Source organism: Gordonia sp. IEGM753, assembly GCF_050321825.1.
In the GTDB taxonomy this organism is placed as follows: Bacteria; Pseudomonadota; Gammaproteobacteria; order Pseudomonadales; family Pseudomonadaceae; genus Aquipseudomonas.
In genome coordinates this window covers 1,828,089-1,853,133 of sequence record NZ_JBNQGB010000001.1, presented here as the reverse complement: position 1 = coordinate 1,853,133, position 25,045 = coordinate 1,828,089, and the positions used below count along the sequence as shown (strand labels likewise).

11 protein-coding genes are annotated in these 25,045 nt (G+C 59.7%); 6 read left to right on the top strand and 5 right to left on the bottom strand.

What is annotated here, in order from left to right:
• The first annotated feature begins 470 nt into the window (after nt 1-470).
• Nucleotides 471-5,342, top strand: coding sequence for an NAD-glutamate dehydrogenase domain-containing protein (locus ACQR3R_RS08340; protein WP_428271536.1), 4,872 nt, complete (start codon nt 471-473; stop codon nt 5,340-5,342).
• Nucleotides 5,343-5,454: 112 nt separating this feature from the next.
• On the opposite strand, the gene ACQR3R_RS08335 is transcribed toward ACQR3R_RS08340, so the two are convergent.
• The 4 genes from ACQR3R_RS08335 to ACQR3R_RS08320 form a co-directional block, all read right to left on the bottom strand.
• The gene (locus ACQR3R_RS08335) at nt 5,455-6,165 is read right to left on the bottom strand and encodes a hypothetical protein (protein WP_428271535.1); all 711 of its coding nucleotides are present in this window, start codon (nt 6,163-6,165) and stop codon (nt 5,455-5,457) included.
• 228 nt (nt 6,166-6,393) lie between these two features.
• On the bottom strand, nt 6,394-6,792 hold the full coding sequence (locus ACQR3R_RS08330; RefSeq protein WP_428271534.1) for a cupin domain-containing protein: 399 nt from the start codon (nt 6,790-6,792) through the stop codon (nt 6,394-6,396).
• Between the two features lie 138 nt (nt 6,793-6,930).
• A complete protein-coding gene (locus tag ACQR3R_RS08325) occupies nt 6,931-7,224 on the bottom strand; it encodes an antibiotic biosynthesis monooxygenase (protein ID WP_428271533.1) in 294 nt (97 codons plus the stop codon).
• Nucleotides 7,225-7,346: 122 nt separating this feature from the next.
• Complete coding sequence (locus ACQR3R_RS08320; protein ID WP_428271532.1) at nt 7,347-8,780, bottom strand: MocR-like pyridoxine biosynthesis transcription factor PdxR; 1,434 nt, start codon at nt 8,778-8,780, stop codon at nt 7,347-7,349.
• 196 nt (nt 8,781-8,976) lie between these two features.
• On the opposite strand from ACQR3R_RS08320, the gene ACQR3R_RS08315 reads away from it, so the two are divergent.
• Nucleotides 8,977-9,417, top strand: a complete 441-nt coding sequence (locus ACQR3R_RS08315; protein ID WP_428271530.1) for a carboxymuconolactone decarboxylase family protein — start codon at nt 8,977-8,979, stop codon at nt 9,415-9,417.
• Nucleotides 9,418-9,427: 10 nt separating this feature from the next.
• Here ACQR3R_RS08315 and ACQR3R_RS08310 read toward each other — a convergent pair whose 3' ends face one another.
• Entirely contained in the window at nt 9,428-9,760 is a 333-nt protein-coding gene (locus ACQR3R_RS08310; protein ID WP_428271529.1) for a hypothetical protein, read from the bottom strand.
• 154 nt (nt 9,761-9,914) lie between these two features.
• Between ACQR3R_RS08310 and ACQR3R_RS08305 the strand changes: the two genes are divergently transcribed.
• The 4 genes from ACQR3R_RS08305 to ACQR3R_RS08290 all read left to right on the top strand — a co-directional run bounded on the left by ACQR3R_RS08305 (nt 9,915) and on the right by ACQR3R_RS08290 (nt 24,859).
• Nucleotides 9,915-10,646: a TonB C-terminal domain-containing protein gene (locus tag ACQR3R_RS08305; RefSeq protein WP_428271527.1), complete on the top strand. Its 732-nt coding sequence runs from the start codon at nt 9,915-9,917 to the stop codon at nt 10,644-10,646.
• Complete coding sequence (locus tag ACQR3R_RS08300) at nt 10,643-11,188, top strand: sigma-70 family RNA polymerase sigma factor (protein WP_428271525.1); 546 nt, start codon at nt 10,643-10,645, stop codon at nt 11,186-11,188. Before ACQR3R_RS08305 ends, ACQR3R_RS08300 begins: the two co-directional genes overlap by 4 nt.
• Before the next feature lie 37 nt (nt 11,189-11,225).
• Nucleotides 11,226-12,167, top strand: a complete 942-nt coding sequence (locus ACQR3R_RS08295; protein WP_428271524.1) for a FecR domain-containing protein — start codon at nt 11,226-11,228, stop codon at nt 12,165-12,167.
• A 197-nt stretch (nt 12,168-12,364) separates the two neighbouring features.
• Nucleotides 12,365-24,859: a filamentous haemagglutinin family protein gene (locus ACQR3R_RS08290; protein ID WP_428271523.1), complete on the top strand. Its 12,495-nt coding sequence runs from the start codon at nt 12,365-12,367 to the stop codon at nt 24,857-24,859.
• Nucleotides 24,860-25,045: the final 186 nt, after the last annotated feature.

The window sequence follows — 25,045 nt, the reverse complement described above, 5'->3', positions numbered from 1 at the left end:
ATCTGCCGATACTCATTGCATCTATCGCGCACTGCTTGCGGGTATTTGTGTCATAAAACATGTCGAGTACGAAATGACGTTGATCGGTCATTTTTCGTACGAATGTGCCGTAAACCCTGGCTTTAAACGCCCATTTCCCTGTACGACTGCTAGTGTTGTCCGATGCATCCAGCGTGAGCTGCGTGCAGATGACCGAATATGTCGCAGGACCGCAAGCACAGGCCTTGCCGCACTGGTTAAGCTGCGCATCGAATGGATACCCGTAAAGACAGTGCGCAATCCATCGCGCAGTGGTTTTTGCAGATGCCCATTCCCGGAAGGTGAATGTGACCTGAGTGTCTCGTCCAGCTTCACCCACCTGTCGCCCTGTTTCCTCTGCCCGAGAATCAGGAACAGGGTGACGGATCGCCCCGAAAGGGGTTTTGCACGCGACGCTTCCATCAATAACAAGCCCAAGCGGAGTACCACAGATGGCGTTCTTCACCGCAGCCAGCAAAGCCGACTTCCAGCACCAACTGCAAGCGGCACTGGCGCAGCACATCAGTGAACAGGCACTGCCACAAGTGGCGCTGTTCGCTGAACAATTCTTCGGCATCATTTCCCTGGACGAGCTGACGCAGCGTCGGTTGTCCGACCTCGCTGGCTGTACTCTTTCTGCGTGGCGCCTGCTTGAGCGCTTCGATCACGCGCAACCACAAGTGCGCGTCTACAACCCTGATTACGAACGCCATGGCTGGCAGTCGACCCATACCGCGGTTGAAGTGCTGCATCACGACCTGCCATTTTTGGTGGATTCGGTGCGCACCGAGCTGAACCGTCGCGGCTACAGCATTCATACCCTGCAAACCACCGTGCTGAGCGTGCGTCGCGGCAGCAAGGGCGAGTTGCTGGAAATCTTGCCGAAGGGCACCCAGGGCGACGGCATTCTGCAAGAGTCGTTGATGTACCTGGAAATCGACCGCTGCGCCAACGCGGCCGAACTGAATGTGTTGAGCAAAGAGCTGGAACAGGTTCTGGGTGAAGTCCGCGTCGCGGTAGCCGATTTCGAACCGATGAAAGCCAAGGTGCAGGAAATCCTCACCGGCCTCGACAATAGCCAGTTTGCGGTCGATGGCGAAGAAAAAGCCGAAATCAAAAGTTTCCTGGAATGGCTGGTGGGCAACCACTTCACCTTCCTCGGCTATGAAGAGTTCGTGGTTGAAGACGAAGCCGATGGCGGCCACATCGTTTACGACCAGAACTCCTTCCTGGGCCTGACCAAATTGCTGCGCACCGGCCTGACCTACGATGACCTGCGCATCGAAGACTACGCCGTGAATTACCTGCGCGAACCGACCTTGCTGTCGTTCGCCAAGGCTGCGCACCCAAGCCGTGTTCACCGTCCGGCTTACCCGGATTACGTGTCCATCCGTGAAATCGACGCGCACGGCAAAGTCATCAAGGAATGCCGTTTCATGGGCTTGTACACCTCCTCGGTGTATGGCGAGAGCGTGCGGGTTATCCCGTACATCCGCCGCAAGGTCGAAGAAATCGAGCGCCGTTCCGGCTTCCAGTCCAAGGCTCACCTGGGCAAGGAACTGGCACAGGTCGTTGAAGTGCTGCCGCGTGATGACCTGTTCCAGACCCCGGTCGACGAACTGTTCAGCACCGTGATGTCGATCGTGCAGATCCAGGAACGCAACAAGATCCGCGTGTTCCTGCGCAAAGACCCGTACGGCCGTTTCTGCTATTGCCTGGCGTACGTGCCGCGTGACATCTACTCCACCGAAGTGCGCCAGAAGATCCAGCAAGTGCTGATGGATCGCCTGAAAGCGTCGGACTGCGAGTTCTGGACCTTCTTCTCCGAGTCCGTGCTGGCCCGTGTGCAGCTGATTCTGCGCGTCGATCCGAAGAACCGTCTCGACATCGACCCGATCCTGCTGGAAAAAGAAGTGGTGCAGGCTTGCCGCAGCTGGCAGGACGATTACGCCAGCCTGGTGGTGGAAAGCTTCGGCGAAGCTCAGGGCACCAACGTGTTGGCCGACTTCCCGAAAGGCTTCCCGGCCGGTTACCGCGAGCGTTTTGCAGCGCATTCGGCCGTGGTCGATATGCAGCACCTGCTGAGCCTGACCGAAAAAAATCCATTGGTGATGAGCTTCTATCAGCCACTGGGTCAGGTCTCTGGCCAGCGCGAACTGCATTGCAAGCTGTATCACGCCGATACCCCGCTGGCACTGTCCGACGTGTTGCCGATCCTGGAAAACCTCGGCCTGCGCGTGCTGGGCGAGTTCCCGTATCGCCTGCGTCACAACAACGGTCGTGAATTCTGGATTCATGATTTCGCGTTCACCGCGGCCGAAGGCCTGGAACTCGACATCCAGCAACTCAACGACACCTTGCAGGACGCGTTTGTCCACATCGTGCGTGGCGATGCCGAGAACGATGCATTCAACCGCCTGGTGCTGACCGCCGGCCTGCCATGGCGCGACGTGGCGCTGCTGCGTGCTTACGCGCGCTACATGAAGCAGATCCGCCTGGGCTTCGACCTGGGTTACATCGCCAGCACCCTGAACAACCACACCGACATCGCTCGCGAGTTGACCCGGTTGTTCAAGACCCGCTTCTACCTGGCGCGCAAGCTCACCAGCGATGATCTGGAAGACAAGCAGCAACGACTGGAACAAGCCATCGTGACTGCACTGGACGACGTCCAGGTGCTGAACGAAGACCGCATCCTGCGTCGCTACCTGGACCTGATCAAAGCGACCTTGCGGACCAACTTCTACCAGGCTGACGCCAACGGTCAGAACAAGTCCTACTTCAGCTTCAAGTTCAACCCGCACCAGATTCCAGAACTGCCGAAGCCTGTACCGAAGTTCGAAATCTTCGTTTACTCGCCACGCGTCGAAGGCGTGCACTTGCGCTTCGGTAACGTTGCTCGTGGCGGCCTGCGCTGGTCCGACCGTGAAGAAGACTACCGCACCGAAGTGCTGGGCCTGGTAAAAGCCCAGCAAGTGAAGAACTCGGTGATCGTGCCGGTGGGCGCCAAGGGCGGATTCCTGCCACGTCGTCTGCCTCTGGGCGGCAGCCGTGACGAGATCGCGGCCGAGGGCATCGCCTGCTACCGCATCTTCATTTCGGGCCTGTTGGACATCACCGACAACCTGAAGGACGGCGCGCTGGTGCCGCCATTGAACGTGGTGCGTCACGACGACGATGACCCGTACCTGGTGGTTGCGGCGGACAAGGGCACTGCGACCTTCTCTGACATCGCCAATGGCATCGCTATCGATTACGGCTTCTGGCTCGGCGACGCTTTTGCGTCCGGTGGTTCGGCCGGTTATGACCACAAGAAAATGGGCATCACCGCCAAAGGCGCGTGGGTTGGCGTACAACGCCACTTCCGCGAGCGCGGCATCAATGTCCAGAAAGACAGCATCACCGTGGTCGGGGTGGGTGACATGGCCGGTGACGTGTTCGGTAACGGCTTGTTGATGTCCGAAACCTTGCAACTGGTCGCCGCCTTCAACCACTTGCACATCTTCATTGACCCGAACCCAGAGCCTGCCAACAGCTTTGCCGAGCGTCAGCGCCTGTTCGATCTGCCGCGTTCGGCATGGTCGGATTACGACACCAGCATCATGTCTGAAGGCGGCGGGATCTTCTCGCGTAGCGCAAAAAGCATCGCGATTTCCCCGCAGATGAAAGAGCGTTTTGACATTCAGGCCGACAAGCTGACCCCGACCGAACTGCTGAACGCTTTGCTCAAGGCGCCGGTAGACCTGTTGTGGAACGGCGGTATCGGCACTTACGTCAAGGCCAGCACCGAAAGCCACGCCGATGTCGGCGACAAGGCCAACGATGCGCTGCGCGTCAACGGCAACGAACTGCGCTGCAAGGTCGTGGGCGAGGGTGGTAACCTCGGTATGACTCAATTGGGTCGTGTTGAATTCGGCCTGAATGGCGGCGGTTCCAACACCGACTTCATCGACAACGCCGGTGGTGTGGATTGCTCCGACCACGAAGTGAACATCAAGATCCTGCTGAACGAAGTGGTTCAGGCCGGCGACATGACCGAGAAGCAACGTAACCAGTTGCTGGGCAGCATGACGGACGAAGTCGGCCATCTGGTGTTGGGCAACAACTACAAGCAGACTCAAGCGTTGTCGCTGGCTGCACGTCGTGCCTACGAGCGCATTGCTGAATACAAGCGCTTGATGAACGACCTGGAAGGCCGCGGCAAACTGGACCGCGCCATCGAGTTCCTGCCGGCGGAAGAAGCCATCAACGAACGCGTCGCTGCAGGCCAAGGCCTGACGCGTGCCGAGTTGTCGGTGCTGATCTCCTACAGCAAGATCGATCTCAAGGAGCAGTTGCTCAACTCGCTGGTGCCGGACGACGACTACCTGACACGCGACATGGAAACCGCTTTCCCGCCGAGCCTGGTCAGCAAGTTCTCCGAAGCCATGCGCCGTCACCGTTTGAAGCGTGAAATCGTCAGCACCCAGATCGCCAACGATCTGGTGAACCACATGGGCATCACCTTCGTTCAACGACTCAAAGAGTCGACCGGTATGAGCCCGGCGAACGTGGCCGGTGCGTATGTGATAGTGCGTGACATCTTCCATCTCCCGCATTGGTTCCGTCAGATCGAAGCCCTGGATTACCAGGTGTCCGCTGACGTGCAACTGGAGCTGATGGACGAGCTGATGCGTCTGGGCCGCCGTGCTACACGCTGGTTCCTGCGCAGCCGCCGCAACGAGCAGAACGCCGCGCGTGACGTCGCACACTTCGGTCCGCACCTGGCAGCGCTGGGCCTCAAACTCGACGAACTGCTGGAAGGCCCGACTCGCGAAGGCTGGCAGACCCGTTATCAGGCCTACGTCGCAGCTGGCGTGCCTGAGTTGCTGGCGCGCATGGTTGCAGGCACCACGCACCTGTATACCTTGCTGCCGATCATCGAAGCTTCGGACGTGACCGGTCAGAACGCAGCAGACGTTGCGAAGGCTTACTTCGCCGTCGGCAGCGCGCTGGACATCACCTGGTACTTGCAACAGATCAGCGCCTTGCCGGTTGAAAACAACTGGCAAGCACTGGCCCGTGAAGCGTTCCGTGATGATGTGGACTGGCAGCAACGTGCAATCACCATCTCCGTCCTGCAACAGGGCGACGGCACCATGGACGTGGAAACACGCTTGGCGCTGTGGATGGAGCAGCACGAAGGCATGGTCGAGCGCTGGCGCACCATGTTGGTAGAAATCCGTGCCGCCAGCGGCACCGATTACGCCATGTATGCAGTCGCCAACCGCGAACTGCTGGACCTGGCGTTGAGCGGGCAAGCGGTGATTCCTGCCACTGCCTGATTAGCGACTGAATGAAAAAACCCGCATCGAAAGGTGCGGGTTTTTTTTTGCCTGAAGTGTGTGATGTCTGCTTAGGCCACATCGCAAGCAAGCCTGCGACGAGGCATCAAACTTAATACAACTTTTGGCCCGGGTTATTATCAATCATCGACACGTTAGTTGACGGCTTGGTCAGTAAATTGTTGAGCGACTGGTCAAATTTCTGCAGCGCCCTTACTTGCACATCCTGTTGCTGGTTAATGTCCGCCACAATCTCTTCGCTGCGTTTGAAATCTGCCCATAACGGGCTTAACGCTTTGGCGTCATGCCCTTGCGCAGTGCCAATGTAGTTGAACTTCGAGTCGTAGAAGTCTGCACTGACATCGGCTTTGATGTCCGAACTGCGCGACGTCATCAACTGACTGCGAGTGTCAATGATCGCCACCACATCCGGTCTTGCTGCGCGCAGGCTTTGCATGTCCGGGTACACCGTTACCGAGCCAAATTGGCGTTGCAAGGAGGCCTTGACCCAATCCACCGCCAGGTCCGGTTTGGAGGTGGCGACGTAGGCGTCGTGGATGGGTTGTACCAGCAGGCTCTGGCCAAAACCGGTGCCGGCGTTCGCCTGGTAATGCTCAAGGTAAGCACGGTTGGTCTGGGTGTTGCGGCTGTAGACGACGCCCAGCGAAACGTTGCTGCCATTGCTAATGTTTGCGGTGTTACTGCGGCCGACCGGTTGCGTGAAAATCCCGTCGAGCGAAGACACCGCCGTGGGGGCCGTGGGAATGGAACACGCCGTTAGAAGAGCGGTCATCGTCAAGGTACTGACAAGCGCAAGTTTCATAGTGCTTCTCCAGGGAAACAGCTTCAGTCAACGAGTAGAGTTGCCGGATTAAACCGGCGGTGATTCCAGACTAAACCTGTCCACAATGAATTAAATAGCCATCCATTAAACTTTAAGGCCTGCCCCTAGTTTTGTTTGCTGTAACAATGCGTGGTTAATTGCGTTGGGATATAAAAAGGCCCAAATCTCAAGTTCGGGCCTTTTTATTTATGGCTGCACGTTCAGGCATCAGTTTTCCAAGGGGATCAACACTTTTTCATCCGGCGACAACACCATGAACACCAACAGTTTGGCGGGTTTGGTAGTGCTGGCATTTTTCGAGATCAAATGCTCCGATCCGGCCGGTTCGTACCAGTATTGGCCGGGCGTGTAGGTGATAGCCTTTTCACCCTTCACTTGAGAAATGATCGAGCCGGAAATGACGTAAGCCATGGCCGTGCCTTCATGTTTATGTGCAATCGACGCCTGGCCAGGCTTGTAGTCGACTTCGATCATCATGGCTTTTTTGCCAGGTACATTCTTCAGCAACTCGTCCTGCAGCACGGTTATCTTTTCCGATGGATCGTGGGCGAACGCTGCGGTGGAGGCTGTGAGGGCGAGGGCGGCCAGTAAACTCAGTGCTTTCATGGTTGATCACCTGGGGAGTTAGTCGTCAGGGATCACAGTAAGCCTGGCGCCGGACCAATAAAACGGCCAATTTTCGGGAAGGTGAGGGGACCAATCAACGTGCGCTGATCGTTCCCACGCGAGCGTGGGAACGATTGATTAGCGGATTGGAAAGCTGTTGAAATCCACGGCATTCGCCAATTGGCTATCGATCAGGCCGATAAAGCCCTGCACTTCGGGGCAGTTGAAATGAGATTGCATGGCCGCTTCCGATTGCCAGCGGGCGCTGACGTTCCAGCGGTTGCTGTCCTCGGGGCAGCGGTCGACCATATAGGAATCACAGCCCGGAAGTTCGCGCAGGGTTTCGACAATCTTTTGCAGTTGCTTGCCCAGCTCTTCCGTGCGGCCAGCGGCGGCCTGCACCTGTACGGTATTGAACACTTCGTTGGACATTGCTCACACTCCTGAATCGGGCCGGACGGATCCTGCTCATTGAGGGATAACGCCCATGCAGAATAGGCCCGTGAGGGCGGACCACCAATAGCCAATCGCCGAATAAAGCCGAAGACCAATCGTCAGGCAACCTGCTGCAAGATGTCCCGCAGACGGTCCAGCGCGATGTCGATGTCCAGTGTTTCAATTGCGCCAAACCCCATGAGAAGACCGGACCGTGGCGCTTGTTGGTAGAAAAAGCCTTCTATGGAGTACAGCCCGACTTCAACTTTTCGCGCAAGCTCGATCACTAAAGGAATATCGATAGCCACTTTGCACATAACCACCATGTGGAAACCCGCCGTTGAGGGCACGGCCTCAAGCCACGGTGAAAGATCCCCCGCCATACGCGCCAGGATGCGCTCGCGGCGCCCGGCGTAGATCGTGTGGCAGCGGCGGATGTGTTTCAGCAGGCAACCCTCGGCAATGAATTTAGCCATCGCCCATTGTGGCAGGGTCGAGGTGTGCAGGTCGGTGAGCTGTTTAGCCCTGATCACTGCCTCCAGAATCGCTGGCGGCAAGATCGCGAAGCCCAGCCGCAGCTCCGGCAGCAGGGTTTTCGAGAAGGTGCCGACGTAAGCAACGACACCACGGTCGTCCATGCTTTGCAGCGAGTCTGTGGGCCGACCTTCGTAGCGGAATTCGCTGTCGTAATCGTCCTCGATGATAATCGCCCCCAGCTCGTACGCCCGCTCCAGCAGCGCTACTCGTCGTTCCTGGCTCATTGGCAAGCCGAGCGGAAATTGGTGCGATGGCGTGACATAAATAAACCGCGTGCCCAGCGGTATCTTGTCGACTTGAATGCCGTCGGCGTCTACCGGCACACCAACCACCGTGGCGCCATGACTGGCGAACAACAAGCGCGCGGGCGGATAACCCGGGTCTTCCATGGCGACAATGCTGCCGGGGCGGGTCAATACCCGCGAGATCAGGTCCAACGCCTGTTGCGCGCCGTTGCACACGACCACGTCTTCGTCCTGGCAATTGACCCCGCGTGAAAACGCGATGTGCCGGGCAATGGCGTTACGTAGCGCGGGCAGCCCTTCGGGCAAACTGTAGAAACCCTTCGAACCGGCGATCTGGCGCAGCGCGTGTGAGGTGCAACGCCGCCAGTCATCCTGAGGAAACTGGCCCTTGCTGGTCGCGCCGCCAATGAAGTCATACCGCAACGAGTTTTCTAGCGTCGGATGACGCAAAAACACCGGCAAATTGCGCCACGACTCGATGACTTCGGCACTCGCCAACTGTGAATGGCTTTGCTTGGGCACGCTTTTCGCGACCCGGGCATTAACGTACGTGCCTTTGCCGATCACGCCGGTGAGGAAGTTTTCGTAGGTCAGTTGAGCGTAGGTGTCGGAAATGGTCTTGCGCGAGATACCCAGTTGCTCCGCCAGCAAACGGCTGGGCGGCAGTTGAGTCCCGGCGGCAAGACGCCCGGATTCGATGGCGCTGCGCAGTTGGTTATACAACTGCCCTGACAAGTCCTTGCGGCCGTTGATGACAACGTGAAGTTCCATACCGGCCAGGCTCCCGGGGGTGATTAAGGGTCGCGTCAGATTACCCGCAAGCGCTGCCGTGATGAAGTTGTGTGGTCGAAAAACGCCGAATTGGCCTGATCATGCGTGGTGCATGCTTATTTCGCAGAATTGGATCTGTAACGGCCACGCATCAACGCTTACCGTTCAGGCGACTTATCGATCCATGAGGCTCGCCATGAATTCCCGTCTGGATTACTACAGCGCATCGCCCAAGGCGATGAAAGCGATGATTGCCATGGAAGCCCTCACCAGCAACCTGAGCATCGAACAGGCGTTGCTGCACCTGATCAAAATCCGTGCGTCACAACTCAATGGCTGCGCCTTCTGCACCGACATGCATTCGGTGGACGCGCGGCGCCTCGGCGAGTCCGACCGACGCCTGTATTCACTCGTGGTGTGGCGTGACAGCGGCTTCTTCAATTCGCGCGAGCGAGCGGCGCTGGCGTGGACCGAAGCGGTGACGCTGCTCGCGCAAAGCCATGTGCCCGATGAAGTTTACGCGCAGGCGCGGGAACAGTTCAGCGAAGCCGAAATGGTTGACTTGACGATTGCGGTCACCACCATCAACAGCTGGAATCGGCTGGCAGTGAGTTTTCGCCAAGCGCCCAGTGCTTGAACCAACGCTGTCAAGGTGCCGTACTGCTGTTCACCGCCGGGCGCTGAGGTTTGGCCGAGGTGCCGAACGTATTGCCCATGCGCACACTGGTCGCGGCGGGTGTGGCCAGGCCTTTCTGATTTGGCGCTTTTTTGTTGAGTGCTCCGTTGATTGCCGCCTGATTGCGCTCATCGGCGGCTGCGCCATTGGTGTTGCTGCCCATTTGCTGGCCAAGGCACCCATAATCTGGCGCCTTGTAACCGGCCACGCTCACTTCCATGCAACCTTCGGACTGTTCCGCCTGTGCTGCAGGCATCCCGGTTACCAGCAGCAAACTGGCTGCCAACGGCCAAATACTCTTCATCATCTGCCTCCTGGCCGGCCGCAAGATAGGGCCGCTATGCCGCTTGAGTCTAGTGCAAAGTCGATGATGGCCCCGTGATGCTTTTTTTGCAGCGACCGTCACAACAGAGTCATATACAGCCCTCAGGATGACGGTTTTCTGGGGTGCATCAGCCGTGCATCGAGGCACAACCGGCCATCGGTATCGGGGTTCAGTGCGCAGTGCTCATTACTGGGTACGCCAGGCCTGTCTGTTCGCATTTGCGATGTGGCTGATGCTTGCCCGGGCACATGCGGGGTCTGGCGACGTGCCGATAGTGTTCGATATTCCTGCCCAGGAACTGACCGGCGCGCTGCAAGCTTTCAGTCGTGACAGCGGTATGGCGGTGCTGGTGGACCGACAATTGACCCTTGGCCGACGTTCTCTGGGGGTCAAGGGCCGTTTCAGTGCCGCCCAGGGTTTGAACCTGATGCTCACCGGCACGGGGCTGATGGCCCGTTATTCCCGTGCCGATGCGGTGACCTTGCAAGTGGCACAGGTCGGCGAAGTGCCATTGCCCAAAGGCTTTGCCTCCAGTGGCGCGAACCCGGCCAGTAACAGTTATGCAGCGGCGATTCAATCGGCTATCGAGCGTCGTTTATGTGGGTCGACCTTGACCCGTCCCGGTACTTTTCGGGCATTGCTGCAGTTATGGATTGGCCGCGATGGCGCGGTACAACATAGCCGCCTGGTGACGTCCAGCGGCGATGTTGAGCGCGATGCGGCGCTGGTGGAAATCGTGCAACACCTGAAGATAGAACGGGCGCCGCCAAGCTCGGTGCGCCAGCCAGTGACGTTGCTTTTAGTACCGGACTTGCCAGGAAAACGCATGGACTGCATGCAGCAGGAAGGAGCCTTCGGGGCATGAAAGACAGTGGACAGAGTTCGATGGTCAGGTTGTTCCTGACCTCTTACGACGATTTCAAGATGCGTCTGCGTCGGCGTCTTGGTTGTGAAGACCTCGCCAATGATGTTTTGCACGAAACGTATCTGCGGGTCGATCGCATGATCGAACCGCTGAACATCACCCAGCCCAACGCTTACCTGTACCGAATGGCGCTGAACATCGCTGCCGACCGCCGGCAGTCCGATGCGCGTCTGCTGACCGGCAGCGAAGTCGAGGAACTGTTGCAAGTCTCTGACGAAGCCCTGGATCCGGCGCGGGTAGTGGGCGGGCAGAGAGAGATACAAACCTTGCTCAAGGCGCTTTACGAGCTGCCGGCGCGTCGCCGCAAGATCTTTATTGCCGCGCGGCTGGAGGAAGCGCCTCATCTGGACATCGCCCAACGTTTCGGTATTTCCACGCGCATGGTCGAGAAAGAGATCAAGGCCGCTTTGGGGCATTGCGCGGCCCGACTGGAAAGAAAAGTGATTCAGCGGTTCGGTCCCGGCGCGGGAAAACCGTCTTGATAGAAGAGTCCGGATTAACGTGTGAGAACCTGAGCGCTTGAATATCTTTCGTTTTCCATCATCCACGCCGTCACCTGATGCCGAACTGCAAAGTGAAGCCCACGATTGGCTGGTCTTGCTGACGTCGGGCCGAGCCACCGTTGCCGATGCGGCGGCGTTGCGCCAGTGGTGCGCGCAAAGTACCGAGCATGCCCAGGCTTTTGAGCACAGCAAAGCCCTGTGGCAAGGCCTGATACCTGCGGCCGAGGCCTTACAAGCTCCACGGCATTTTGGACGCAGGGCATTTCTCGGTGGTGCCGTGGCGGCCTCGGCGGCGTTCTTTCTGGTGCGCAATACCGTGCCGGGAGGTTTTTCTGGAATCGGTGCGGACTACGCCACCGCGGTGGGTGAACAGCGCCGCTTCGATCTCAACGATGGTGTCAGTCTGGAGCTCAATACCCAGACGCGCGTCAGTCGGCGGCAATGGCCCGATGGCGGTCAGGGTATTGAATTACTCAGTGGTGAAGTCGAAGTGCACGCCCCACAGAACGTGCCTTTGAAGGTGCGGGCCGGAGCCGGGTGGATAAGCGCGAGCCAGGCACATTTCAACCTGCGCAATATTGATCACCACGTGTGCATCACCTGCCTTGGCGGTGCACTGCAAGTGGACGTGCAAAACCGCCAGATTCGCCTGGAATCGGGCCAACAGTTGACCTATGACCCCCAGCACGTCAGCGCCACTCAAGCGGTCGACACGTCGCCGGTGATCGCCTGGCGTCAGCAGGTCCTTGTGTTCAACGACGCGACCCTGAGCCAGGTCATCGATGAAATCAACCGCTACCGCCCTGGCATGCTGTTGCTGCTTAACCGTGAGCTTGGGCAACGCAAGGTTCAGGCCCGCTTCAGGCTTGACCAACTGGCGGGCGTGGCATTGTTGATTCGTGATGCCTACGGGGCCAAGTGCACCGAGTTGCCGGGTGGGGTCGTGGTCTTGAGTTGAACTCGGCTCGCCACAGTGACAGCGCAGCCTTTAACGGGTTGGTATTTGCCATGCGCTGCCATTTCTTTTGCTACTCCCCGATCATGAAGTTTGTGTGACATCCGTTCGGTCCTGACCCTCGCCAACCGCCTAAGCCGTAACAGCAGGTGCTACACGGCCTGCGGCCTCTTGCGCCAATCGAAAAGGACCTAGTAGTGATGCTCGCTCGCCAAGCCCGTCGCAATACCCAATCGTTGCCTCTACGCACCGACGCCGTTCGCTCGGCGGAGCCTGCGCTGTGGTTGCTCAAGCCATTGGCGCAAGCCATCGCGTTGTGCCTGATGGCGGGCAGCGCCGAGGCGGCAACGGCGTTTAGTTCCAGCTGGTTCGCAGCCAAGGGAGCGGCGCAGCAAGCGGCGGCTGCGCGGCCTGGCGGTGCGTTGCCTGGCATGACACCGCCACTGGCACAGCAACAACGTGCCCGGGAACAGTTGCAGCGCTCGGTACAAACGCTGAACAACACCGTCGCGGCCATTGCAGCACAGCAGGCCGCGCAGGCCGCAGGGCGGGCAGCGGCGTTCGCCACCGTTCAGTTCGTGCCGGACGGCATCGGCGAGGGAGGCCTGAAAGTCGATACTGGCCTGACCCAAGGCTGGCAAAACGCCAAAGGGCCGCAGCAGTCACAGGCTGATGGCAAGGCTCTGGTAAAAATCGAGCAGACGGCCGATAAGGCCATTCTTAACTGGGAAACCTTCAACGTCGGGCGCAATACCACCGTGGAATTCGCCCAGCAGTCGAACTGGGCCGTCCTGAACCGGATCAATGATCCCGCTGCGCGCCCCAGCCAGATCCAGGGCCAGATCAAAGCTGACGGCACGGTGATGCTGGTCAACCGCAACGGTATCGTCTTCAGCGCAACCAGCCAGGTCAACGTGCGTAATCTGGTGGCTGCGGCAGCGAACATTACTGACATCCAGTTCCGCGATCGGGGCCTTTACTACGACAGCAGCGCCAGCCAGCCGACCTTTACCGAGGCTGCCGGCGCAGTGTTGGTGGAACGTGGCGCACGGATTGAAACCCGCAGCCCGACACTGTCGACTGACTCCGGTGGCTATGCCTTGCTACTGGGCAATGAGGTGGAGAACGCAGGAACCATCATTACAGCCAAGGGGCAGACCGTACTCGGCGCAGGCGACCGGTTTTACATTCGCAAAGGCTCGGGCACCGCCGGCAACGGGTTTTCCACCACGTTCGGCAGCGAGGTCATTCCAGGTTTCAAGCCCGGTGGTTCGGGTAAGGTCAGCAACAGCGGGTTGATTCAGGCCGCGACCGGCGACATCACGCTGACCGGGCATGAGGTGAAGCAAAACGGCGTGTTGCTGGCGAGTACCTCGGTGAACACGCGCGGTACCCTGCATTTGCTCAACCCGGCGACCGACACCACGGGCAGCGTGACCCTCGGCCAGGGTAGCGTCAGCGCCATCCTTCTCGACAGCAGCGACGTCACGGCGCTGGACAGTCAGCACAATGCCGCGTTGTCTGCGGTGAACGTCAACAACCGCATCCGCAGCGATCAGTCGCGCGTCGACATCGGCAGCGGTGGCACTGTCGAATTTCAGAACGGTTCTATTACCGTTGCTACTGGCGGACAGGTCGCGGTAGCGGCCGGACTGCGCAGTGTGGTGCGTGACGGCGCGTTAATCGATGTGTCCGGGGCCATTGGCGTGAACGTGGCGATGGAAGCCAATAACATCAAGATCAGCGTGCAGGGTAACGAGCAGCGCGATGCGTCGGTGAACCGTGAGAGCGGCGCCCTGAACAGCAACGACATGTGGGTTGATGTGCGTGAGCTGATTTTCGTACCTGCCGGCACCAATGGCTATGCCACTGACCGCTGGTACACCGCCGGTGGCTTGCTGGAAGTGGGCGGGTATTTGGGCACCCAGGGGCACAGTATTGGCGAGTGGATGGCGCAGGGCGGTACCGTCAGTTTTACCGGCAACGATGTGGTGACAGAAAAGGGCTCGTTGATCAACCTGTCCGGCGGCACCCTGGATGTCCAGAGCGGGTTTATCCGCCAGAGCTGGCTGCGGGGCGCTGATGGCCGTTTGTACGAGGTATCACGGGCACCTGGCGACATTCTTTACAGCGGGCTCTACAAGGGTTATGAGGACCGTAGCGAGCGTTGGGGCCAAAGCAGTTTTTACTATAATCCGCTGATTGCACCGACCCGACGCTTCGAATCAGGTTACACCGTGGGGCGCGATGCCGGACAACTGGTAATAGGCAGCAGCAACGCGGTACTGGACGGGCAGTTGCTGGGCGATGTCTTTCAAGGTGAGCGCCAGAACCAGGCGCCTCGCGTCGCGCTCGACGGCTATGCCCAGGCCCAGACTGCCATGGCGCGCCGGGCCCAGTTGATTGTCGGCCATTACGACCCGACCTGGGTTGCGGCATCCGCAGGCTTGTTGTATCGACTCGACCCGATCCTTGATCAGGTTGTGATCGGTGGCGAACATCCGGACGAGGTCGCGGCTGGCGGACTGATCGACGCGGTGTCCGACGCACGCAAAGGCAAGCTGTTTCTAGACACCAACCAGCTCAATGGTTGGCAACTTGGTGCATTGAAGGTCGCAGCCAAAGACCGGATCGACGTCAACGACGCAGTGGCTGTGGACACCGGTGGTGACATTACTTTGTACGCCCCGGACGTGCAGGTGCGCGCTGACCTGCTGGCGCGCGGTGGCAGCCTGCATTTAGGCAACGTGTTAAATCAGATTGTCGGGGATAAACGTGCCGACACCCAGCTACCGGCGCAATCGGGCAAGCCAATCAGGGTAACGGTAGCCGAGGGCGTTCAGCTTGATACCCGTGGCGTGTGGAGCAACCTGCGCGACAACCCGGAGGATGTAACCCGCCTGGCGTACATCAACGGCGGCCTGGTGTCGATTCGCAGCAGCGGTGATGTCAGCCTCGCCAACGGCAGCCTGGTAGACGTGTCGTCCGGCGCGGCAGTTCTGGCCAATGGCAAGACCCGAGGCGGCAAGGGCGGGGACATTAGCCTTGAGTCGAATGCGCTTGCAACGTCTGGCCAGTCTAGATTGACCCTCGAAGGCGAGCTCCGTGGCTACGGCGTCACGGGTGGCGGAACCTTGGCGATCCAGGCCGACAAGGTGTTGATCTCGGCATCGAGTGACTCTGTTACAGACCACGCTTTGCTCCTGGCACCAAGCCTGTTCAACACAGGCTTTTCGGCCTACAACATTGTGGGCCTGAACGGTCTGAAGGTAGCGGATGAGACAGTGATCGACGTGTCGATGCCAGTCTATCGTTTCGCCGACTCGGCACCGAATCAACCTGGCGGTATCGATCCACGCACAGCACTTCAAGTATGGACACCGCCACTGTTCCAGGAAAACCCGATCAAGGGAGTGTTGACCCAGCGGGCTGGGGCGAGCCTGTCATTGCAGGCCGGCGCTGACCTGATCAGTGCGGCTGTCCCGATAACCAGCGCATTGACCATCGGCCAAGGTTCGCGCATCAGCGTCGACCCCGGCCAGCGCATCAATCTGCGCAGCCCCGGACAGATTACGGTCGACGGTGAACTCAATGCCTGGGGCGGCACGATCGATATTCGTCAGCAACAGTTCGCTGCGATTGATGCCGCAACCTCGATCCAGACCGCAGACCCGACGGCTCATAACCGTTCGATTTGGGTGGGTGAACACGCAGTACTGGATGTCGCGGGGCGCGCCAACACGGCCATTGACGCTTTGGGACGCACCTATGGCCAGGTCGCCAAGGGCGGCAGCATCATCATCGGAGGCGAGATAGATTCGAAGAAGGCCAGTGCCATCTCGGCAGATGCGTATGTGATTGTTCGCAACGGCGCACGCCTGGAGGCTTCCGGTGCCGAGGCGGTGCTGGATATCGGCGGACAGGGCCGCACTCGGGTGGCCACGGACGGTGGGCGAATCTCCTTGAGCTCCTACAACGGCCTGTTTATCGAGGGCAATCTGCGGGCCGCGGCAGGTGGCTTGGGGGCCGCTGGCGGTCGTCTGGACATCGCGCTGGAAACGCCTTTATACCTGTCGGCTCAAGCCACGAACGAGGTGCGGGCGCCGAGGGAAATGATCATCGGCCAAGGACCGGGTGAAGCCTTGCCGGAGGATTTGCGAGCGGGTGAAGCCGCACCGATGCTGCGCTACGGTCGCGCTCGCTTGAGTGCCGAACAGTTGATGTCGGGCGGTTTCGACAACCTCACGTTGTTGAGCAACGGCTTGCTGACATTCGACGGCGATGTCGACCTGCACATGAATCAAAGCCTGAGCCTGTTTACCGGCTCCTTGTCATTGGCTGAGGGTTCGAAAAACGACGCCCGGATTAACCTGTCCGCGCCTTACCTACGGCTGTCCGGGATGGGGGCTAACCTGGCGACTGACGGACGTTACCGGCCACGGGTAATGAGCAATCCGACCACGGTTCTTTCGGCCGCGCAGTTCAACGCGACGGCCAATTTGTTGGACCTGAGCAATACCTTGTCTTTCGGTACAGAGGGCACGGTGACGCAACTCAATGGGCCGGCCGTGGCGCTCAGTCGCCGTAGTTTTGACCTGGTCACCCTCGACAGCAGCGGCGACATGCGCTTCCTGGCGCAAACCGATGAACAACAGAAGACACGCTTGTGGACGGCCGGCGACATGCACCTGCGAGCCGCGCAAATCTATCCAGCCAGTGATGTAAAAGCCGATGTGCGTGCCGGGTATCAGGCCGCTGTTCCTGTCCCGGGGTTCGAACGAACCTTACGCATCAGCAGTCATGGTGCGGCGCCTGCTGCGTTGCCTTATTCGGTATTTGGCAGCCTGGTGCTAACCGCCGGAATAGTCGAACAAGGCGGTGTCGTCCGCGCACCATTGGGATGGATCTCGCTGGGCGAGGATTCCCTGGGTAAAACCCAGCAAGTGCATGTACTTCCCGGCAGCCTGACGTCGGTCAGCGGTGCTGGGCTGGTCATGCCTTATGGCGGCACTACCGACGGCATCGATTATCGCTACAACGGCAAGTCAGTCATTTTGAACGGTATTGCCGGTGAGTTGAACGGCGTCAGCCTGACCGGGCAATTCGTCGATGTGCAAAGCGGCGCAGTCATTGATCTGTCCGGTGGTGGCGACTTGCGAGGGGCCGGTTTTGTCTCTGGGCGCGGGGGTTCCACCGATGCGCGCTTCAACCCACTGGTGCGCAATGCCAGTGATGGCACGTTCAGCCTTCCGGGCCTTGCCAGCAACCCGGTCTATGCGATTGTTCCCGGCAACCAGAGTGCCTACGCGCCGATGCTGGCGGAAGGCGGCGCTGTCGACCCGCGTATTGGTCAGCAGATCACTATCGGTGCCGGTGTGCCCGGCCTGGCGGCCGGCACTTACACGTTACTGCCGTCGACCTTTGCCTTGTTGCCCGGCGCGTTTCGGGTCGAGGTGAACGGTCAGGCCACGGGCACGGTCGATGGCGCGTTGAAAATGCGCAACGGTTCATGGACCCGTTCCGGGCAAATGTCGATCGCCAACACGGGGTTGCACAGCAGCCTCGCCAGCCAGGTCATCCTGACCTCGGCCGACGTTTTGCGTCGCTATTCCCAGTACAACGAAACGGGTTTCACCCAATTCGTGTATAGCGATGCGGCACGTCGCGGTGTGCCACGGGCCTTGGCACCCATGGACGGCAAACCCCTGACGCTGCACCTGGCCAGTGGTGGGCCTGAGGACATCGCCCTGAATTTCGATGGAAAAGTGTTGTTCAACCCCGCCGAGGGAGGCGTAACGGGCACTGCAGTTGTATTGGGTGGCAATAGCGGGGGCAATTTTGAAATTCTGGGCGCCGGGCAATCTCGGACCCAAGGGTTCAGCGGGGTCTCGCTGTACGCCGAAACCCTGAATAACCTCAATGCCGGGCGCTTGACTATCGGCGCGGTCCCGACCGTGTACTACGGGACTGAGGGCGGCTCGATCAAGTTCTACAGCAGCACAGCCAGTATTACCCTGCGCGAGGGCGCGATACTGTCGGCACCGGAAGTTCTGCTGCGCACAAACAGCATTTATGACGGCATTACCATCGAGGCCGGAGCTGGCATCAATACGCTTGGACGCGGCGATGTACCCTATGACTCAACGGACGGTTTCGTCTATGAGCCAGGGAAGGGCAGCTTGCTGGTGGTATCCAACGGCTGGACCAATGTCCTGGCACCGGAGGCAGGTGGCGCAGGCAGCATTCGAATCGGCACGTGCCCGACGACGGCGTGCAGTAACCCGGCGTTGCTTTACTCCAATGGCAGCATAACCGCCGCCACCGACAATCAGTTTGAGTTGGGCGAGGGCGTGCGTTTCGGTACGCGACACTTGGGTCTGGCAGTCGGGGCGGTGAACGCCGGCAGCGCTGAAGCGCTTGCGGCGGCAGGCAACCGTGTGCCTGCCGGTTTGACGCTGAACCAGAACGTGCTTGATCGGTTGTTGCAAGGTGATACCCAGTTTGGTGCGCCAGCGCTGGAGTCCTTGAGCCTGACAGTGCGCGACGCCTTCAACTTCTTCGGCACCATCACCCTCGACACCCTGGATCCGCTCACCGGCAAGAGCAAACTGCAAAACCTGGTGCTCGGCGCTCCGGCACTCTATGGCCTCGGCAATGCCAACGACACAGCAACCATCCGTACCACCAACCTGATCTGGAACGGTGCCACTCAGGATCCGGGCACAGTGGTCGGTGGTGGTGCCGGTACAGGCCACGGCACCCTGAATATCCAGGCCCAGCGCATCGAATTCGGCTACGGCCCGAACCCGCAGCCCAACGGCATTGATCAGAACGATCGTCTGGCGCTGGGTTTTGCCAACGTCAACCTGAATGCCAGCGAGCGCATCACGGCAAACCATAAGGGCAGCCTGGCGGTTTACGAACAGCAGGGCGATTACGATCCGGTCAACGGCTATGCCTACAGTGGCGGCAACTTGAATCTGTACACGCCACTGCTCACCGGTGAAGCGGCATCGGTCAACCTGCTGAAGGCCGGTAACAGCCTGAACCTCTCCGCGCCAAACGGTAGCGCGGCTTCGGCAGCCGATGCCTTGGGGGCTCAGTTGAGCCTGGAGGCGCGCACCGTGGTGCTGGACGGCCGGATTGCCCTGGCCAGCGGCAAATTGACGGTCAAGGCCGAAGAAGATTTGACCCTGACCGATGCCGCTAATGTCGACATGGCCGGGCGCACCTTGCCGTTCTACGACGTGAATAAATACAGTTGGGGCGGCGACGTGGCGTTCTACAGCAGCAACGGCAACATCCGCCAAGCGAGGGGTTCGCGCATTGATGTGTCAGCCAGCAACAACCAGGCCGGCAACCTCAGTGCCGTGGCACTGGCCGCAGGAGCGGGTGTGGTCGACCTGCAGGGTGAAATCCTGGGCGCCAGCAGCGGGTATTACGACGCTGGCGGTACTTGGGTGCCCTACAAGGCTGGCGGCGTAGACATCCGCGCTCAACAACTGGGCAGCAGCAGTGATTTGAATGGGGAATTTGCCGCCCTCAACCAGCGCCTGAACGCCGGCCAGGTCTTGGGCAGTCGCAGCTTCCAGCTCAAGCAGGGCAACCTGGTGATTGGCGACGGCCTTAATGCCGGCGAGATCAATGTTTCGGTGGACAATGGCAGCCTCTCGGTCGTTGGCCTGATCGACGCCAGTGGCGAGCGGGTCGGCAGTATTCGCTTGTCCGCCAAGAACGGCCTGACCGTGGCCGGCAACGCCGTGCTCGATGCCCATGGTCGCCTGTTGCGGGTCGACAGTTACGGCAAGATCATCGATGCACCAAACCGCGCCATCGTCGAACTGAGTTCCGGTGACGGTGTATTGACGCTGGGCTCCGGTGCCCGAATCGACTTGCGCCATGGCACCGACGTCGCGACAGGTCAGTTACCCGGCCAGTACGACGGTCAATTGCGTGGCACGCTGGAACTGAACGCCGCGCGCCTGGGCGCCGGTGATATTGCGATTGATGCCAGCGGCGCGTTGAACATCCAGGGTGCACGCTCCATCGGGCTCAACGCCACTCGGCGTTATATCGATGCGGCCGACGGCATCGACCCGGCGGCCAGCGGTCGCCCGTACCAGATAATCGATCAGGCCTACCTTGATCGTATTCACGTTGAAAGCACCGCGTTCATCAGTTCTGCCTTGGCCAATAACCAGTTGATGCAACGCAAACTGGCTGGGTTGAATAACGCGAGTTATGCCGAGGCATTTCATCTGCGGCCAGGTGTAGAAATCGCCAGCAAAACCACTGACGGCGATCTGGTGGTGCAGGGCGATCTCGATTTGTCCGGCTACCGCTATGCGAGTCTTAACCCTCATGCGCAGAAAACTTCGGCCTACGGTTCTGGCGAATCCGGCAGCCTGGTGATTCGCGCGGGTGGCAACCTCGATATCTACGGCAGCATCAACGATGGTTTCGCGCCACCACCGGAAACCGTGGATGACACCGGTTGGAAATTGGTGCCGGGCGTGCAGCCGTTTGGTGGCGACCTGATCGTGCCTGGCGCTGGCGTGACGCTGGCCAATGGCACTAAATACCCCGCAGGCGCAACCTTGAATTACGATTTGCCGATCCAGGCCGCGACCTTGGCCAGCGGCACCTTGTTACCTGTCCAGGGCATTCTGGCCGGTGACTACACCTTCAACGCCGGCACGGTACTGGCCGGCGCGGTACATGATGCCGCCGGTAATCTGTTGTACGCCGCAGGAACGCTTTTGAGTGACAGCGTGACCGTGCCGGCCGGCAGTCAACTGGGCGCGGGAATCCGCTTGAACGGCAATACCGCTTTGCAAGGCATGCGCTGGCCCAAAGGCGCGCCTTTGCCAGGCGTGTTCGACCCGGACACCGGACGCATCGTTGGCACACAGTTGAGCGGCTCGTTGGGATTGTTGCGAGGCTCGCTTATTCCTTCAATGACGGACGTGGTGTTGGCCGATGGCACGTCTTACATCGACCTGCGCCCACTGACTGGTAACCAGCAGGGTCGTAACTGGGCGCTGGCAAGCATGCTGCCTTCGGGCAGTACGTCCTGGTCGATGCGTGTGGTGGCCGGAGGCGATCTTGACGCGGCCGATAACCGAGCGGTGAAACCGGTAACGGCGCAAGGCAATCTGCGGCTGGCAGATACTCACTATGGCTTGAAGGTCACCGCAGGCACCGCAAAACAGGTGTGGAGCGAGACGAATCAATATGGTTTCCCGGCGTTTGAGGCGGTCCCGGTTGACTTTTTGATCCTCTGTGAAATCGACCCCAATGACTGTGCCCCGATGGCGCCCTGGACGTGGGCGGCGGATAACCGGCTCGGTATTGCGGCAGGCACGCCAATGAGCGATGCCGAGGTGGCGCAATACTGCGTTTCAGAGCCCGCGATGTGCCAGAACAACGATCCCGGGATCGCCGTGAAGTCACACACACAGATGTTCAGCGTATTGCGCACCGGCGCCGCTGATCTGGACCTGATGGCAGCCGGCAACCTGAGCATGGATTCGCCGTTTGGGGTGTACACCGCAGGCACGCAGTCGAGTAACGTTGCTTCTGTTTACAACCAGTCTCGCGGCAGATTGTCGGATGACGGTTCGGTGTTGGGCAGCGCCGGCACTGACTATGAAAAATGGGTCGACGGGGGCAGCGATAGCCTCTATCAAGCCTGGTTCACGCAGAGCGGGGGCAACCTGACGGTGCTTGCCGGCGGCTCGGTTTCCGGGGATGTGCTGGGACGCAGACCCTACAATCAAGTTGCACCGCTGCGAGAGCAGATACCCAGTGTGGCGGTGGGTAACTGGCTATGGCGCCAAGGCAACGGCGACAGCAATGTGCCTACAGCGTGGTGGATCAACTTCGGCAGTTATGCGACTCAGCCATTGCCGGATTCCGGTCGCGATACCGGGCCTTACATGGTGGGTTTCACCGGTTTCGGTACGCTGGGTGGCGGCAACATCAACCTGCGCGTGGGGGGTGACGGGGGCATGCTCAAGCCAATGGGCGACACTACGGGCAACCCTCGCGGCCAGGGCCTCATCGTGGCCGTGGGCAGTACCGGCCGGGTAGCCAGTGATGGCAGCCTGCAGTTGACCGGTGGTGGTGACATGGACATCCGCGTCGGCGGCACGCTCAACCCATCACTCCAGGCCAGGGCGGGGCTTAACGGCACCGGCGTACCGCGGCACGACTTGCAAGGAGCGCTGATCAACCTGCGAGGGGCAGTGCAATTGACTGGCGGCGCGGTGGGCGGAATAAACCTGCAATACGGCGCTTCGTCACTGTTTCAGGATCGTCGGGAAGTGCGTTCGATCGACCCATTCACCGCGACTGCCAGCAACGCCAGTGGTGGCCTTGTGTTGATTCCCGGTGACTCTGGCATGCGCGTCAACACCCGTGGTGATCTGGTGCTTGGCGGTGCCTCGGACCCGGGCCGGGTGCGTTTGCAGAATTCCACTCCGTTTACCACCTCAGCGGGTGTGACCTACGCAGGCGGCGGTTTGAGCAGCTTTTCGTTGTGGACTGAGCACACCGCCATTGATCTGTTCGCCGCAGGAGGCAACCTTACGCCCAATACCCAAATGGCCGAAACCACCAGCCAAGGGCCTGCTCCAGGCCTCAATACGTCACCCACCGATGGCAGTTTCCTCATGCCCTCGATCCTGCGTGCCGTAGCCGCTCAAGGGTCGATTTATACGGGGCAATCGGCTGCATTCGGCTTCAATAACACTGACCCCGCCGTCGGGTATTCATTGACGCTTGCGCCATCAAATGGCGGACAGCTTGAACTGTTGGCAGGTGATTCCATTTATGCGGGCGGGTACGCGATCAACCAGTCCGGCGCCAGCCCCTTGGCGATTTCTACGCCGTTTGCCGCCGCGTTCAATGGCTACGCAAATAACGTGTCGAGCCTTCCCATCATGACCAACACCAGCGGTGATGGAGTCGCAGCAGACGTCAATAGTCGATACCCATTGTTTGCTTTCGGTGCTAACAGCTACTCAGGTTCGAGCCAGGTGCAGGGGCCGGCGCGGTTCTATGCCATGAATGGAGATCTGGTGGGTGTGCGCAGTGGCGAGACAGTTGATTTCCGTATTTCACAGCGCACCTGGTACGAAGCGGCAGGGCCGGTATGGATGTTCGCCGGCCGCGATATCGTGGCCTCAGGCACCAACCTCGGCCAGCCAACGTTGGTGCCCAAGGACGGGCTCAGCCGTAATAACGAAGACATTTACTCCACGGGCAACCTATTCATCCATGACAATCCAAACGACGTGTCGCGGGTTTTCGCCGGCCGCGACATTCTCTACAGTAGCTTCGATATCGGTGGCCCCGGTACCCTGGAGATCAACGCGGGGCGCAATATCCTGATGGAAAACCGCGCCACCATCACCAGCATCGGAGCACTCAGGGCGGGCGATGAACGCCCCGGCGCGAGTGTCGTGTTACAGGCCGGCGTGGGCGCGCAAGGTCCGGATTACGGACGCTTCATTGCGCGTTATCTGGACCCGAAAAACCTCGCCACAAGCGGTGTGAAACTCAGCGACCAACCGGGCAAAGTGGTGAAGAACTACAGCGAGGAGCTGCAAGCCTGGCTGACCCTGGGCTATGGCTTCAGCGGTGATGAAGAACAGGCGCGAGCGTTCTTCGCTGCCTTGCCGGGTGCCGAGCAATCGGTATTTGCGCGGCAGGTGTATTTCGCTGAGTTGCGCGCCGGTGGCCTGGAGTACAGCGACCAGAACGGCCCACGCGAAGGCAGCTATATACGAGGTCGCAATGCAATTGCTGCGTTGTTCCCAACCACCGATCCGATGGGTAATCCGATTCGCTACGATGGAGACATCACCCTGTACGGCGGCGCCGGGATCAAGACGCTGTTTGGTGGCGACATCCAGATGCTCACCCCCGGTGGTGGTCAGGTGTTCGGTGTCGAAGGTGAGGCACCACCCTCCACGGCGGGGATCGTGACCCAAGGCACCGGCAATATCCAGTTGTACTCAGAAGGCAGCATTTTGCTGGGGCAGAGCCGAATCATGACTACGTTTGGCGGCGGGATTCTTGGCTGGTCCGCCGAAGGTGACATCAACGCGGGTCGGGGGTCGAAAACCACCGTGGTGTTCACGCCGCCTAAACGCGTTTACGACACGTGGGGCAACGTGACGCTGTCACCAACCGTGCCGAGCACCGGTGCGGGTATCGCCACGCTCAACCCGATCCCGGAAGTAGCGCCGGGTGACATCGATCTGATCGCGCCATTGGGCACTATCGATGCCGGTGAGGCGGGGATTCGGGTGTCGGGCAACATCAACATCGTTGCCTTGCAAGTGGTCAACGCCGCGAACATTCAGGTGCAGGGCAAGTCGTCGGGGATTCCGGTCACGGCGTCGGTCAACACCGGTGCGATCACTTCGGCCAGCTCCGCAGCCACCTCGGCTACTACGGCGGCAGAAGACATGTCCCGCCAGCAACAGGCTGCGGCACGCAAGAACCAGGCCTCGGTGTTTACTGTGCAGGTATTGAGCTTTGGTTCCGAGCAATTGGTGCCCGGTCGTGAGGGTGCGAGCCGTGCGCCAACGCCGGTATACAACCCCGACAGCCCGGTGCAGGTGCTCGGCACCGGTGCTGTGGAAGGCCAACTGACGGACGAAGAAAAGAGCAGCCTTACGCTTTGATACGCTCCTGAGCAGCAGTGAGGGCGGCCTTCGGGTCGCCCTTTTTTTGACCCGATTTTCACTCCCCAATCCTTTAGGAAACCCTCTGCCGGTGACGGCGATTTCACAGGCCGGATTCAGCTCATCCGATTCTTTGAATGAAGCTTTCATGACAAAAGTTCGGTAGCACTTCGCCAGCCCGGTCAT

What these genes read in the sequence shown, in the direction of transcription:
- ACQR3R_RS08340 (WP_428271536.1), top strand. Translation starts at nt 471, where the DNA reads ATGGCGTTCTTCACCGCAGCCAGCAAAGCCGACTTCCAGCACCAACTG.
- ACQR3R_RS08335 (WP_428271535.1), bottom strand. Translation starts at nt 6,165, where the DNA reads ATGAAACTTGCGCTTGTCAGTACCTTGACGATGACCGCTCTTCTAACG.
- ACQR3R_RS08330 (WP_428271534.1), bottom strand. Translation starts at nt 6,792, where the DNA reads ATGAAAGCACTGAGTTTACTGGCCGCCCTCGCCCTCACAGCCTCCACC.
- ACQR3R_RS08325 (WP_428271533.1), bottom strand. Translation starts at nt 7,224, where the DNA reads ATGTCCAACGAAGTGTTCAATACCGTACAGGTGCAGGCCGCCGCTGGC.
- ACQR3R_RS08320 (WP_428271532.1), bottom strand. Translation starts at nt 8,780, where the DNA reads ATGGAACTTCACGTTGTCATCAACGGCCGCAAGGACTTGTCAGGGCAG.
- ACQR3R_RS08315 (WP_428271530.1), top strand. Translation starts at nt 8,977, where the DNA reads ATGAATTCCCGTCTGGATTACTACAGCGCATCGCCCAAGGCGATGAAA.
- ACQR3R_RS08310 (WP_428271529.1), bottom strand. Translation starts at nt 9,760, where the DNA reads ATGAAGAGTATTTGGCCGTTGGCAGCCAGTTTGCTGCTGGTAACCGGG.
- ACQR3R_RS08300 (WP_428271525.1), top strand. Translation starts at nt 10,643, where the DNA reads ATGAAAGACAGTGGACAGAGTTCGATGGTCAGGTTGTTCCTGACCTCT.
- ACQR3R_RS08290 (WP_428271523.1), top strand. Translation starts at nt 12,365, where the DNA reads ATGCTCGCTCGCCAAGCCCGTCGCAATACCCAATCGTTGCCTCTACGC.